Genomic DNA, 13714 nt, shown 5'->3' on the forward strand with positions numbered 1-13714 from the left:
TGAACTCTGGTCTTAAACGACCCAAACGCTTGGGAAGATTTGGCCTCTACTGTGGCTGGTGCAAACAAGTCATGGGCAAGTCGAGTCGTTGAACCAATAATCCCCGCGTATGCGCGACCGGGGAGTGTCAAATCTCTGAAAAAATTCAGCTTAAACTCAGGCTTGACTAAGAGGTTGTCTGAGAAGTCTCATTTGCTACATCCAAGCCCCCGTTGGTCCCCCAATTCTGGGGGACTTTTAGAAGCAAATTGACTCTTGTTTCCCCCAAAGTTGGGGGGTCAGGGGGGCAAAATTCAGGATCAAAAAACTTTTCAGATATCCTCTAAGGGTTAAGGCTAATTCTTGTAAATGTCTATTATAGTTTAATAATTTAATAAACTTATGAAAACTACCGCTAACTTTATTAATTTATTGGCACGTACAACATCAATCTTGATTGTACTGCTGTTTTGCGCACTCACCCCTCAACCAAGCTATTCTCAAGGTTTACAATCTGTCAACGGTCACGTTGCCGATTCTAATAATAACTCATCTGAAACCCAAAATAGTTCCCAAAATAGTTCAGCCAACGGCTCACGCTTACGATTTATTCCACCAACCGATAGCGCTCCTCGAAAGAGTAATGGGTCTGGTTCACGAGGCTGGTATGAGCAGTTACCCCGTGAATTGGTGACGCTGTTAATTCCCTCACAGAAAGTAGCTGCACAGACGATATCTGGTCATCCTAGATTTTTATGGTATTTGTCCGAGCCTGTAGACGTACCAATAGTATTTACCTTGGTGGACACAGTAGAAAACCAGACAATATTTGAGAAAAGGATTGACTCAGGTCAGGTAGGGATGATCTCAGTAGAACTTCCGGAAAACAGTCCAGAACTGATTGCAAACCCACCAGGACTAGAGGAAGAAAACAGGAAGATATACATGTGGTCTGTTACCCTAGAATGCGATCGCGAAAACCCGCCTAAGACTTCCTATTATAGGAGCTGGATTGAGCGGGTATCACCACCCCCAGAATTAGAGCAAAAGCTAGCAGCAGTTGCTGCAAATACCAACAGCTCCACCTCTGAGTTACTGCATCAACAAGCAATCATCTATGCCGAAGCAGGGGCTTGGTTTGATGCCCTTGATGCCCTTTACCAGGCTCAAGCTGCTAATCCCAATGACTCCTCGATTCGAGCAGATTTTATCGCTCTGCTGGAGCAAGTGGGATTGGGTCGTGTGGTACAGTAGTGGGTCAGTGGGTCACAGAGTTAACACAGAGTATGGGATGTTGCTGGGTTTGTTGTTTTGCGATTCGGCCAAAGCCCGACGCTGCACGAACGCAATATATCTCTAGGAAATGCGATTGACCTACGGTCACGCTACGCGATCGCATTCCTCAAAGACTTGTGTAAAACTGGAACAAAGTAATCACAGACTAGTAGATCATGATCAATTTGGACACTGAGGATCGTAAGCAACTAATCACTCTACTCCGCTTACTTGATTCTTATCGATCGACCGTTTCTGATTATATTCCTCAATCAATTCGGAAAGATTAGCATTTTTTTCCTTCAGAAGCTGCAGGTACTCTTCTTCCATAGCATTGGTAAGTTCAAGATTTCTCATATCTATCGCTAAATTAATCTTAAACTCAGAAAATTTGTTATTAAACGCTGCTGCATTATCATAGCTTTCCGAAGGGTTAGTTGTGGCACTTATGGTACCGAACAATGTTCCTAATAGACTAATAACAAATATAAAAAAATTGACGATATTTTCGGCTTGTTCATCAGAAACAAATTCTTGAATAAACGAGACCAATAAGTCATTACCTGCCGTAATACCTCCGATAGCCGCTAAAAAAATAGGGATAGTATATTGCAGAACAAAGAAAACGTACAAAAGCAAGTTTGAAAAAGAAATTTGAAAGTCACATCGTCTTTGGATATCCAAGAAAATCTTGTAGTAGTTAGAGGAGAATCTATACTTTTTTTCTTTAGGTTTTTGTACCCACACGGTTTTCAATTTATCTTCTGCTAAGAAGGGTTTTGAAAAGTCCCTGGCTGGTAGAGTTCATGTCAGGTGGGCAGTGTCAGACAGATAAGATAAGCTGGGCTTTTCGCCTTTGTAGACACTGCCCACCCTACGATTAATGACTACAGATTAATCACGTTTTGTCTAAACCCGACCCTAAAAAAACCAAGCATAAAACTTTTCTGGCCATGATCTAATATCAAGTCCGGTTGACTAATCATGATATCCCTTCTGGCGTAACAGGTAATAGATAATTGGTAAGCTATCAGCTATCAGCTATCAGCTATCAGCTATCAGCTATCAGCTATCAGCTATCAGCTATCAGCTATCAGCTATCAGCTATCAGCTATCAGCTATCAGCTAATGCACTACAGATGGTGCTACTTGAGTGGCCATTGGCCAACGGCTGACCACTGACCACTTACCGCTGACCGCTGAAGGCTTACGATTACCGATTACTACCAATCCAGAGACTACTTGGGAGTTGATTAACCGGACTTGATATAACTACTTACATTTACTTGGACTTTAGACAGTAACCGGACACTTAGGGTGAAGATTGATCAAAGTGACAGAAGAGGGATATAACCTTTTGCCTACTTATGAGGTACACAGGATTTTTTCCCTGTTCACTGTTCCCGATTATCTCTTCACTGTTCCCTGTTCCCTGTTCCCTGTTCCCTGTTCCCTAAAATCCCAAAATTATGTACTTCACCCAATTGACACTAGATTCAAACCAATTCACCCATCACCGCTCTGCGCAAAATCTCTGTCACTTCTGTTGCTATTCTGGCATCAAGTTCCACCGCTTCACGATTGACATCTCTTGGTTCAAGCACCTTTGCTCCCCGTAGCGCCATACTGAAGGTAATCAATTTAGCTGGCTTGAGGGAATCGTCAAGACTAGGCTTAACTAATTTAACTAGCGCGACATAAACCGCTTCGGTTCTGTTCCTAATACTGGTAACTCCGTTGCCGAGTTTTGATATAATCACTGTTGAGTCAATCACATTCAACAAACCCAACTCTTTAATAGCTAAATCAACTAACCGAGCTGGATCGTTCCCCATTGCTCTGATGATACTTTCGAGACTATCCCACTTAACTCCCGGTAGCTGGCATGGTTCCGGTATGTAATTATGCCAACCCACCATTGAGATCATCCGATTTAAATCATAAGCCGATATAGTATTACTTTCCCATTGAGGGGGTTCAGGGTCAGCAGTTAGAATTATGCTTTTGGTTGTGCTACCAAACAACTGGGGGTACTCAATAAAGGGTTTTTCCCCATATCGGCCACGGAAAATCAGGCTATCATTGCCTGTAATCTGTTTCAGCCAATTTTCTAAGTCCATTTGGGGAGCAAAGCGCTTTAACATTGCCCCTAAGCAATTAGAACTTGCTGTATTGTAGTCATAACTAATCACATCTGTGATTAAATCACAGACCGGAATATCCCTTTGATTTCCAGCTTGGTCTGTGCCTCGAATTGTACACTTATCAAGATCGTCATTAGGAGATTTGCTATTAAGGCGAGACACTAGATTAATAATCGGTATAATCTTACTACCACTCCATAATTCGTCATTACTTAGGGCATTTCGTCCCAACCATTTTACCTTGAACTCTTCCTCTACAAAACTACCAACACAGATACAAGCTTCTTTGATGTCTTGATGGAGAAACTCTAACCCTTGCTGATCAATATCTGGAAGTTGCCCCAGATTTGGATAAGGACTGAAAGTATGATCCGCTTTAATTCCAGACACGAGATGTTTACCATCGGGTTTATGGTTCAGGTGGGAGGGATAATCTTTAATTTGCTGTTTGTATGGTGAAGTATCAATACCGAGATATAATAGTTTGGGATTATCTTCAACACCTTCGTCAGCAGCTTGGAGATATTTTTGGTAAACGTTATATTGGCTATAGTTATCTACAGTGATCAAGACTTCAGTCTCGTCAATGTCTAAATTCCACAGCACTGAATCTTCGGTGCTTTTGACCAGTTGCTGATCACAAAATACTTTGAAAAAAATGTCTGGTCGTTGGTCAGAGAACAGTTCTTGAAAATAGGATTCATCGAATTCCATCCCAAAGCTGCCATGGTCATCAGTGATGGCGCTACCCACCAAGTTGTTGAAAATAAGGTCTTTATCCCATGCTTCAACCCGTAATCCTGAAACGACGCCACTGGTTTTTGGATCGATTACCCGACCTAATATCCTAAATATTGCCATAGTAAATTCTACGATTAAAGTCAATAACTGTAGCTGATAGCTGATGAGTGAACCAAATAAACAGCTCCTATTTTTTTTATCTACGTATTGATGATATTCCTATATATGATAACAATTAATTTTATTATTTTAAGTTAACACTTAAAAATAATAATAGGTTAATAATATAACCCTTAAAATCGATAAATACCACGGTTACAGTGGTATTTGTGGGTAAATTTGCTATTACTGCTCTTTTGATTAAGGGTAATGATATCGACATGATATAATTTCCTTATAACCTGTGGTCTGGAAGCAGGTTAGCTCAAGCCTATTGACCAAAAAATTTGGGTTTCAAGCCCCGTCCTTCGCTGGATAGAAACCTGTTTATTGTGGAGCCTTATTCAATAAGTTTTAACCATGCATCCGCATAGCCTGCCGACCATAAAGGCTCCACTATCTTACGGTAACTTGGCCGTAGGCCACGCTGCGCGAACAATGGACGGCTTTTTTTTGTGCTACAATATTACGTAGAGTTGTCCAACGTCAAAATGAAAGTCTTAGAGTTCAAGGTCAAAGGGAATAAAACTCAATATGCCGCGATTGATGAGGCGATCCGTACTGGTCAATTTGTCCGCAATAAGTGCATCCGTTACTGGATCGACAATAATGGTATAGGACAAAAAGAACTGTATCGTCATAATACGTGGCTTAGAGCTGAATATCCTTTTGTAAAGGACTTGAACTCTCATGCATGTCAAGCTTCGGTTGAAAGAGCCTATAGCTCAATTGCTAGATTTTACGATAAATGTAAAAAGAAAGTTCCTGGCAAAAAGGGATATCCCAAATTCAAGAAATTTTCCAGATCGGTTGAATACAAAACATCGGGCTGGAAGTTGTCTCCTGATACTAAGTCAATAGATTTCTTAGACAAAAAAGGTATTGGAAAACTAAGACTTAAAGGAACTTGGGAATTATGGCGTTATGATTCGGCAAAGCCGACGCTACGCGAACAGAAGCTAATTAAGCGAGTTAGATTAGTGCGCCGCGCGGATGGTTACTATGTTCAGTTCTGTATAAAAGTTGATGAAAAGGAATCTTTAGAACCAAATCATACTAATATTGGGCTAGACGTAGGACTTAAGGAATTTTATACCGATTCCAAGGGAGGCGTAGAGCCAAATCCTAGGTTTTATCGTAAAGGCGAAAAAAGACTGAAGTTTTACCAGCGTCGGGTTTCTCGCAAAAATAAAGGCTCATCCAACCGTAAGAAAGCCGTTAATAAATTAGGCCGGACACATCTTAAAATAAGTAGGCAGCGTGAAGAGCACGCCAAGAGACTGGTTAGAAGTTACCGTAAGATAGTGGAGCCTTATTACAAAAGATTTAACCCTTTTATGCAAAGCCGAACACCCATAAAGGCTCCACTATCTAAGGTTTCGTCTCCGGCGCGCTGCGTAATCCACTCTAACGATGTGGTTGCTTACGAAGATTTAAGAGTAAGAAATTTAGTTAAAAATCATTGTCTTGCTAAATCTATTAATGATGCAGGTTGGTATCAGTTTAGGAAATGGCTGGAATATTTTGGACAAAAGTTTGGTAGACAAACGATAGCAGTTAATCCCGCTTATACTAGTCAAAATTGTTCCAGCTGTTGTGAAGTTGTCAAGAAATCGCTATCAACTAGGACTCACACCTGTAAGTGTGGATGTGTTTTAGATCGCGATCATAATGCAGCTATCAATATCCTAAAAAGAGCCTTGGGTACGGTGGGGCACACCGGAACCTGGATCATCGATCCCAACGCTTTAGGAGAGGACGCCTCTACTTCTTCTGATTCCGGTCTGGAGAAGCAAGTGACCTCGTTGATCAAAGAATCCCCGTTCTTCTAGGACGGGGAGTGTCAATCAATATCATACATATTAAGGAATCTATGCCCCCAGCTGTTTCCCTCCAGAACATCTACAAAATCTACGATAAGGTCCCTGTCGTGAATGACCTGTCCTTTACCATTGAATCAGGAGAGATATTTGGTTTGCTGGGTCCGAATGGTGCTGGTAAATCCACTACAATTCGGATGCTAACTACCTTAACTGAACCGACCAAGGGTCAAATTAAGGTAGCGGGTTACGACGTTGTAGAAGAAAAAGATCAGGTCAAGGAAAATATTGGTGTGGTCTTGCAGCAAACTAGCGTGGATATTGACCTGACTGTCTGGGAAAACATGGAACTCCACGCACGGCTGCATCACATTGCCAATCCTGGGCGTAAGCGGCTGATTAATCAGTGGTTAGAGTATGTAGAGCTAATAGACCGACGGGATAGTTTAGTGAAAACTCTGTCTGGGGGAATGAAGCGTCGGTTGCAAATTGCTAGAGCGCTGTTACATCAACCGAAGATTCTATTTTTGGATGAGCCTACAGTAGGATTAGACCCCCAAACCCGCCGTCGCCTGTGGGAAATTATTCGGGATTTGAATCGCCAAGGTATGACGATATTGCTAACTACCCACTATATGGAAGAAGTGGAGTTTTTGTGCGATCGCTATGGCGCTGGCAAGCCAGGACGGATCGGTATCATGGATTCTGGTAAACTAATCGAATTAGGTACATTTGAACAGTTGCGCCACCAACATGGGGAAGGATTACTGATCAAACAACTCTCAGAACGCTTTGAATACAAATTTTTTCCGACTCTGGAACTTGCGAGTGGCTATCTCGAAAGTTTACCCGATAAAACTGGTGTGATGGTTCGTCCCTCCAACCTGGAAGATATTTTTGTTGAATTGACAGGACGTCAATTGGATTAGAAGCTAATTAAAACAATGCCTCGTCTAGCTACCCAAATTGAAGCGATTCTATACTTGAAGGGACAGCCCGTCTCTATAGAGGAAATCTCAGAGTATGCCCAATGCGATCGCGAAAAAGTTGCGGATGGCCTGATTGAACTGATGGCAGACTATGCCCACCGGGACAGTGCTTTAGAAGTTGTGGAAACCCCTGCTGGGTATAGCTTACAGTTACGATCCACGTTTAGTGAATTACTGCAAAACTTAATTCCTGCTGAATTGGGCACAGGTGCTTTGAGGACTTTAGCTGCGATCGCTCTTAAAGGTCCGATTACTCAAGCTGACCTAGTCAACCTTCGTGGGAGTGGAGCGTATCAACATATCCAGGAACTGGTCGAGCTCGATTTTGTCCAGAAACGTAGACAAACTGAGGGGCGCTCGTACTGGTTACAAGTTACCGAAAAATTTCATCAACACTTTGAAGTTCAGCAGCTACTGCCACCCCAATAGAAGCTATGCCAAGGGTTACAAAAACTTCAAGATTTCTTTAAGTAAGCTTTTTTACTCAGAATTTATACCCAAAAAACTGAGATTTATCCCCGAAAGCTGATTCAGGTTATCTCACAATCGTTTAGAGTATAGAAAAGTCGAGATGAAGCAGGTCAAACCTAAAATTCCTAATGGTATTCAACCCCGATTTTCTAAGTTCCCCAGGACCAGAGCCTCAACCGAACCAACTGCTGCAATACCTCCAGAATCAACCTTCTGATGTTTTAGCAAGGATTGCTAAGTCTGCTAGCCCTGAAATCCAACAAATCATCTCTCAGAACGTTCAAGGGCTAGTAGGGATGCTGCCATCAGAAAACTTTAATGTTCAAATCACCACTGATCGGGAAAATTTAGCTGGATTGCTGGCTTCAGCCATGATGACTGGTTATTTTCTCCGTCAGATGGAACAGCGTATGGTTCTTGAAGACAACTTAACCAACTCCACTCCCTTAGGTCCTCAGAAGCAGCGCACTGAAAAGCGTAGGGATTCCCCAAACCCAACTGAGCCATAGATGTCCTCTGGTTTAATACCTAGTTTGATACCTACTAAGTTAGGTAGTTAGGTAGAATGGCACTATGTTAATAATTATTAACTTGGCAAAAAAACTAAATGGAATAGGAAAAAGGGATGATACTATTATATAATATTATCCCTTTTTACTTTTTAGACGCAGGTGCAACATTTTGTGCAGGTATAAGAGGTGTATTCCTCTGTTACTCTCACTAACTTGGAACCATAGCGATTACACAAGTGTTCTAGGATTTGAGAGAACTGATAAAAAGCCCAAGTCATCATAGCTCTTTTCGACCTAGGAGACGCTAAGGGAACGAGCACAATAATACATCTATTATAGCAAAAACTTTCAAGGAGACGCAACATTTTCAGTCCCCAATTCCCAAGGGGCTGTGTGGGTCACCTGCGGGAGCACTTTATACCCCCCGTATCCCGCGCTTGTCTTTGGGCTATAACGGGAGTCCCCTTCGAGTTTAGATGGTAATTGTGATTAGCCATTACCGATTACTTATTACCGATTACTTATTACCGATTATCGATTAGACCTAGCAGCCTTAGTAGTTTTATTATACTGTTTGGGTCAATTATTTTGGCCTGAGCCGAAGTTCCCTTGTCCGAAGTTACCGACAACTGCAGCGAAGTTTGTTACCAATTAGTGATTACTATAACCCAAACAAAATCTTCGACGCGGACTGGATGCACATCAGTTTAACGACCCAACCAAATCTTAATCTGGTCAACTAGACTTGTGCCACCAAACCATAGGGCAAACATAATTGAGATGGAGAGGCTTGCTCCGATCAGGCACAGGACTAAACCCGCTAGGCTAATTGCGCCATCATCTTCAGTTAAGCCAAAACCAGTTATAAAAATTCCCGCAGCTGGAATGGTATTTGTCCCTGGAATCGGAATCATCATCGAAATTGACATTAATGCGATCGCACTCCCCATAAATATCCGACCAGGCAAACTTGTACAAATATAGCTTAGGCGAGGACGGGTAACTGCCTCAATCCGCCGCAACCAAGGGAGTCCTATTTTCAGAAAACCCTGCACGGTTTCCAATTTCATTTTCCCATTCATCATCTTCTTAGGTAGCCAGGGGCGTTTGGCACCAACGATGAGCTGAATAGCCAACAAGAAGATCACAATTGCAAAGGGAATCGAATAACCCGGTGCTGGAACTGGCAAAGCTGAAGGTAGAGATAGGATAACGAATAGAAACCCAAAGATACGTTCCCCCGCTAGGGTTAAAATATCTGCCAGCCTTACCTGAGGCTCTCGCTCTTCCTCAAAAAAATAGCGCTGTAGTTCTACAGAGAGTTTAGCCATTCAGTAGTGATTAGTTATAAAAGTTAATATACTAATATATACTAATCTTTCTAGCACTTACCCTGACATTACCCAAAAAAATGGGTTTAAAGCCCCGTCCTTTAAGGACGGCTTTATAATACAACCTTCTTGTATTGACACTTTTCCGAGAGCATGTTATGATAAATGTCTATAATAATAGATTAATAACAATCTAGGTAGATATTATCTAAAAATAAGTAGACAATGTAAAAAACATGTTTTGAGATAAGCATGTTGCATAATTGAGTCTAACGACTTGATCGTCTATGAAAAAATCAGATAAAAAATCTATCTATCTATCTATGTTTTCAATAATTTAGGTACGGTGGGGCACACCGAAACCTGGATCCGCGCTATCCAATACGCTTATAGAGAATTGTCCTCTACCTTTTCTGGTTCAGACCTGAACAGGCAATACAGCTCGTTGAACGCGATCGCGTGGCCTACGGCCAAGTAAGAATCCCCGTTCTTATCGGAGGGGGAGTGTCAATTAAGATTAATTGCTAGCTGTGCAGCAATTGACAAATGGTTTGTTAGCGATCGCTTCTAACCCCACTGATTTGATCAGATCTACCCATGCTTGGGGCTGGGAATCCCGTAACTGGGCGACAGTAGTCACAGTTTCTTGCCAAATCAGAGCATCAGCATATAGTTTGGCTTGTTCTAAGGTATTTTGCTCCTGATCTAGATTAAGCGCTAATTGCGGACTAAGTTCAGTACGCTGGAGTATTCCTTGAACCCAATGATCTCGGCTACGCTCTTGAGGATCGCAAACTAGTACGAAAAACCACTTGTATTCCTTACCCATGGTCAGAGGTACGGTTTTCGGTATGCTCAGTTGCACAATACCGTCTTTCCTGTTATCCAGGGTCAATGTGGTCAGGTACACCTCTTGATCCTGGTCATCAATTAACACAAATTCTGCAACAGTAGCTGTAGTTTTGGGAACATACCAGAACAGTGTAGGATTAGCCGCCACCGTTTTGACCAGATTATTGGTTGGCACGATAGCAGTTAAAGGGATATCACCGTTGTCAGTACAAGAATAGCTACGAGACCCTCCTCCTGCTGTTCTTCTCGGTTTTCCTCGTTCTGGTACTTGTGGTGGAAATTTAATCATATGTGTCCCAGCCCCAAGGGTTCTAGACGGTGACCCTCGCTCTGGTGGTCGTGGGAATTGTGCACCAACTTCATGGTGTGGGTATGACTGTGCCAGTAACTGGGCTGCGGTGAAGTCAGTTACCAGTGCAGCCGAGAGCATAGTAGTCAGCACTGCCAGATAGGTTGGAGATTGTTGCCAAGTCATGATCAATCACCCTACTCATTGAATAGGCCTCTTGCAAAAGTCAATTTTTGCGATCGGGCTATAGTATTTATCATCCTCTTTTTAAAGATTTATGCAAGAGTCCATATAATTTTATAATTTGCCTTTAGCTATAACCTAGATAGTTAACCCATTTAGAAAAATCATCCATAATCTCGAAAAATCATCGATAATTGGCTTTCACAAGTGGTATTTGCCTACTTTCTATTCTTCTTCAGGACTGACGCAGTCACTCCACCCTATAGGTATAGTTTTATAGGTATAGTTGGCTCCCCAGTTTCTGCCAAGTCCTGTTTTTAAAAGGGTTGCAGCTAATCCCACACCTTATTTTACCGCCTAATTGCTAATTCTGAGTAATTACTTTATATCCAACTCAGATATCGATCTTAGGTATCTATATATTTAATCCCAAGTTACCATCAAAGGTATTGGTATTATTTGGCTATTTTATGCAAAGGGAGCAATAATCTCAAGTCGGCTTAATCACTTCCCAAATAGTTACTGAATTCTTGGGTCAGGGTAATCGATAGTCGGGAATAGTCAACTACCAATTACCCATGACCGATGACCAATTACCTGTTACCCATAACCCATTACCCGAGAAGGGAGATTAGGATTATTGAACCGGTATCGTCAACGGATTACCCTCGTTTTAGGTACCAGAAGTCCAAGAGTTCATGTACTCGATTTGCTCTGGGGTTAGGGTGTCAATGTTAATGCCCATTGCTTGTAACTTCAACCGGGCAATTTCCTTATCCACTGCTTCAGGGATGGAGTGTAAACCTGGTTCAATGGATCCTTTGTTCTTGACTAGGTATTCACAGGCCAAAGCTTGGTTAGCAAAGCTCATGTCCATCACCGCACTGGGATGACCTTCAGCTGCTGCCAGGTTAATCAGGCGTCCTTCACCCAGTACCACAACGGATTTACCATTTTTCAAACAGTACTCTTGGGTAAAGTTCCGTACTTCTTTGACTTCTGTTGCCATTTCCCCTAAGGACTTGAGGTCAATTTCAATATCGAAGTGACCAGAGTTGCACACCATTGCTCCATCTTTCATCACCTCGAAATGCTCAGGGCGAATCACGTGCTTGTTCCCAGTAACTGTGATAAACAAGTCACCTAAGGGAGCAGCTTCTGCCATCGGCATTACCCGGAAGCCATCCATTACAGCTTCAATGGCTTTAGTGGGGTCAATTTCAGTAACAATGACATTGGCTCCCAGTCCCCGGGCTCGAAGTGCTGCGCCTTTGCCACACCAGCCATAACCGACCACAACCACGTTTTTACCAGCTAGCAACACGTTGGTGGCGCGGATAATACCATCAAGGGTAGATTGACCAGTACCGTAGCGATTGTCAAAGAAGTGTTTGGTGTCAGCATCATTAACATTCATTGCCGGGAATGTCAACACCCCGTCATTGAACATAGCCCGCAGACGGACAATGCCAGTGGTGGTTTCTTCGGTGGTGCCAATGATATCACCGAGCTGGTGTTGGCGCTCTTTTACCAGAGTGGCGGTAACATCGCTACCATCATCGATTATAATGTTTGGTTTGTGATCCAGGGCAATTTCAACGTGGCGGTGATAGGTTTCGTTATCTTCCCCTTTGATGGCAAATACAGAAATCTCATGATCAACCACTAAGCTAGCCGCTGCATCATCTTGGGTTGACAGAGGGTTGCTGGCAATCAGGACAGCATCAGCACCAGCAGCCTTGAGTGCGATCGCTAAATGGGCAGTTTCGGTGGTTACGTGACAGCAAGCAACTAAACGAATTCCTTCCAAAGGCTTTTCTTGGGCAAAGCGGTCTCGAATTTGCTTGAGCACTGGCATCTCCCGTCCAGCCCATTCAATCCGCTGTTTTCCTTTTGGTGCCAGAGACAGGTCTTTAACTTCGTGTTTAATCCGAGTAGCAGTTGCAATCATCAGGTTTTGTGTTTTCGTTAACGTTTTTTAGTTTAGCTTTGATTAGTTTAACGTGTTGGAGAAAGTGCCACCGGATGGGAAACCTTTATCAAAATTCTGATTAAACTGGCTGAGATTTAAGATAGTTTACAGATTTCTACCATCAACGGGTGATCAGGAACTCAGTTCGATGTCGGAAATTGGCTAGTTTTTTCAGGAGACAGCAGACTCAATGGCAGCAAACCACCATAGGATTGATTACTGACCAGGACTAAAATAGTATATTTGTACTATAATAAATAGAGTGAGTTGACGGTCAGCTGATCTGATATAAACCCCTAATCAAGGTTTTTCCCCATGAAGAAGCACTATATACTGAGCATCAATCCCAATGCCGAGTACCAATGGGAGCAGTGTACGTTAAGAGATCCCATTACCGCAGAACGGCCAGACTTTGCTGGTTTGATTGCCCAAGCTGTGGCAGATCAAACTGGTTCTTATCTAGTGGCAGTTAATATTGAGGTAGAAGTATTAGAGCAAGCAGCACAGCCCCAAGCTCAGAAAGTGCGGGTTGATTTGCCAGTGCTTGCTGTGGAAGTGCAACCATCAGGATTAGTAGCATGATGATTGACATAGTTAACCGAACCCGGTTCTAACACAAATGTAGCTTCAACCCGCATTCAACAACCGCTCTCCTATCGGGTCAGACCTGGGCTTGGTGCGGGCTTAGCTAAAACCAAAAAGCTTAACGAGAAAAACCGTTCCCCCGCCCGATGATGGGATTTTCCACAGCTTCTCGGTACTGTTCAACGGCTTCAGTATAGGCAATGGGCAGAACACACTCGACGTTTTCATGGGGACGAGGAATGATCACCCAGGATTCCAGGGTAGCGCCATGGGCTTTTTCGACGGCTGCAATACCGGCATCCATAGCTGTTTTTACTTCCGAAACATCCCCCCGAATATTGATATTGAAGCGGGCGCTACCAACTCTGATGTAGCCTACTAAGGTAACCCTACCGGCTTTAACCATAGCATC

Annotated in this window: 15 protein-coding genes; 8 read left to right on the plus strand and 7 right to left on the minus strand. The window is 42.7% G+C overall.

Annotated elements, in window-relative coordinates:
• The first annotated feature begins 381 nt into the window (after positions 1–381).
• A complete protein-coding gene (locus F6K20_RS06325) occupies positions 382–1233 on the plus strand; it encodes a DUF928 domain-containing protein (RefSeq protein WP_008181405.1) in 852 nt (283 codons plus the stop codon).
• Positions 1234–1290: 57 nt separating this feature from the next.
• Complete coding sequence (locus F6K20_RS06330; RefSeq protein ID WP_267871999.1) at positions 1291–1413, plus strand: hypothetical protein; 123 nt, start codon at positions 1291–1293, stop codon at positions 1411–1413.
• 54 nt (positions 1414–1467) lie between these two features.
• Here the strand turns inward: F6K20_RS06330 and F6K20_RS06335 are convergent, their stop codons facing one another.
• The gene (locus tag F6K20_RS06335; protein WP_008181403.1) at positions 1468–2001 is read right to left on the minus strand and encodes a hypothetical protein; all 534 of its coding nucleotides are present in this window, start codon (positions 1999–2001) and stop codon (positions 1468–1470) included.
• 272 nt (positions 2002–2273) lie between these two features.
• Here F6K20_RS06335 and F6K20_RS06340 point away from each other — a divergent pair, with 272 nt between their 5' ends.
• A complete protein-coding gene (locus F6K20_RS06340) occupies positions 2274–2429 on the plus strand; it encodes a hypothetical protein (RefSeq protein WP_008181401.1) in 156 nt (51 codons plus the stop codon).
• 321 nt (positions 2430–2750) lie between these two features.
• Here the strand turns inward: F6K20_RS06340 and F6K20_RS06345 are convergent, their stop codons facing one another.
• Positions 2751–4259, minus strand: coding sequence for a hypothetical protein (locus tag F6K20_RS06345; protein WP_008181399.1), 1509 nt, complete (start codon positions 4257–4259; stop codon positions 2751–2753).
• 530 nt (positions 4260–4789) lie between these two features.
• Between F6K20_RS06345 and F6K20_RS06350 the strand changes: the two genes are divergently transcribed.
• The 4 genes from F6K20_RS06350 to F6K20_RS06365 all read left to right on the plus strand — a co-directional run bounded on the left by F6K20_RS06350 (position 4790) and on the right by F6K20_RS06365 (position 8087).
• Positions 4790–6130 carry an RNA-guided endonuclease InsQ/TnpB family protein gene (locus F6K20_RS06350; RefSeq protein ID WP_008181397.1) on the plus strand — a complete coding sequence of 447 codons (1341 nt, stop codon included), beginning with the start codon at positions 4790–4792 and terminating at the stop codon, positions 6128–6130.
• Between the two features lie 41 nt (positions 6131–6171).
• A complete protein-coding gene (locus F6K20_RS06355) occupies positions 6172–7047 on the plus strand; it encodes an ABC transporter ATP-binding protein (protein WP_008181394.1) in 876 nt (291 codons plus the stop codon).
• 15 nt (positions 7048–7062) lie between these two features.
• A complete protein-coding gene (scpB, locus tag F6K20_RS06360) occupies positions 7063–7536 on the plus strand; it encodes an SMC-Scp complex subunit ScpB (RefSeq protein WP_008181392.1) in 474 nt (157 codons plus the stop codon).
• Between the two features lie 170 nt (positions 7537–7706).
• Positions 7707–8087 carry a DUF760 domain-containing protein gene (locus F6K20_RS06365; protein ID WP_008181391.1) on the plus strand — a complete coding sequence of 127 codons (381 nt, stop codon included), beginning with the start codon at positions 7707–7709 and terminating at the stop codon, positions 8085–8087.
• 152 nt (positions 8088–8239) lie between these two features.
• Here the strand turns inward: F6K20_RS06365 and F6K20_RS40515 are convergent, their stop codons facing one another.
• The 4 genes from F6K20_RS40515 to ahcY form a co-directional block, all read right to left on the minus strand.
• Positions 8240–8455, minus strand: coding sequence for a zinc ribbon domain-containing protein (locus tag F6K20_RS40515; protein ID WP_502707973.1), 216 nt, complete (start codon positions 8453–8455; stop codon positions 8240–8242).
• Between the two features lie 342 nt (positions 8456–8797).
• Positions 8798–9421, minus strand: a complete 624-nt coding sequence (locus tag F6K20_RS06370) for an exopolysaccharide biosynthesis protein (RefSeq protein WP_008181389.1) — start codon at positions 9419–9421, stop codon at positions 8798–8800.
• A 517-nt stretch (positions 9422–9938) separates the two neighbouring features.
• A complete protein-coding gene (locus tag F6K20_RS06375; protein WP_008181387.1) occupies positions 9939–10748 on the minus strand; it encodes a DUF928 domain-containing protein in 810 nt (269 codons plus the stop codon).
• A 670-nt stretch (positions 10749–11418) separates the two neighbouring features.
• Complete coding sequence (ahcY, locus tag F6K20_RS06380; protein WP_008181386.1) at positions 11419–12696, minus strand: adenosylhomocysteinase; 1278 nt, start codon at positions 12694–12696, stop codon at positions 11419–11421.
• Positions 12697–13032: 336 nt separating this feature from the next.
• Here ahcY and F6K20_RS06385 point away from each other — a divergent pair, with 336 nt between their 5' ends.
• Positions 13033–13299, plus strand: a complete 267-nt coding sequence (locus F6K20_RS06385; RefSeq protein ID WP_008181385.1) for a hypothetical protein — start codon at positions 13033–13035, stop codon at positions 13297–13299.
• A 121-nt stretch (positions 13300–13420) separates the two neighbouring features.
• Here the strand turns inward: F6K20_RS06385 and F6K20_RS06390 are convergent.
• The coding region (locus tag F6K20_RS06390; RefSeq protein ID WP_287294143.1) for a carbon dioxide-concentrating mechanism protein CcmK at positions 13421–13714 on the minus strand (294 nt) is incomplete at its 5' end.

The organism is Moorena sp. SIO2C4 (assembly GCF_010672485.1).
Lineage (GTDB): Bacteria > Cyanobacteriota > Cyanobacteriia > Cyanobacteriales > Coleofasciculaceae > Moorena > Moorena producens.

What these genes read in the sequence shown, in the direction of transcription:
- F6K20_RS06325 (WP_008181405.1), top strand. Translation starts at nt 382, where the DNA reads ATGAAAACTACCGCTAACTTTATTAATTTATTGGCACGTACAACATCA.
- F6K20_RS06345 (WP_008181399.1), bottom strand. Translation starts at nt 4,259, where the DNA reads ATGGCAATATTTAGGATATTAGGTCGGGTAATCGATCCAAAAACCAGT.
- F6K20_RS06350 (WP_008181397.1), top strand. Translation starts at nt 4,790, where the DNA reads ATGAAAGTCTTAGAGTTCAAGGTCAAAGGGAATAAAACTCAATATGCC.
- F6K20_RS06355 (WP_008181394.1), top strand. Translation starts at nt 6,172, where the DNA reads ATGCCCCCAGCTGTTTCCCTCCAGAACATCTACAAAATCTACGATAAG.
- scpB (WP_008181392.1), top strand. Translation starts at nt 7,063, where the DNA reads ATGCCTCGTCTAGCTACCCAAATTGAAGCGATTCTATACTTGAAGGGA.
- F6K20_RS06365 (WP_008181391.1), top strand. Translation starts at nt 7,707, where the DNA reads ATGGTATTCAACCCCGATTTTCTAAGTTCCCCAGGACCAGAGCCTCAA.
- F6K20_RS40515 (WP_502707973.1), bottom strand. Translation starts at nt 8,455, where the DNA reads ATGTTGCGTCTCCTTGAAAGTTTTTGCTATAATAGATGTATTATTGTG.
- F6K20_RS06370 (WP_008181389.1), bottom strand. Translation starts at nt 9,421, where the DNA reads ATGGCTAAACTCTCTGTAGAACTACAGCGCTATTTTTTTGAGGAAGAG.
- F6K20_RS06375 (WP_008181387.1), bottom strand. Translation starts at nt 10,748, where the DNA reads ATGACTTGGCAACAATCTCCAACCTATCTGGCAGTGCTGACTACTATG.
- ahcY (WP_008181386.1), bottom strand. Translation starts at nt 12,696, where the DNA reads ATGATTGCAACTGCTACTCGGATTAAACACGAAGTTAAAGACCTGTCT.
- F6K20_RS06385 (WP_008181385.1), top strand. Translation starts at nt 13,033, where the DNA reads ATGAAGAAGCACTATATACTGAGCATCAATCCCAATGCCGAGTACCAA.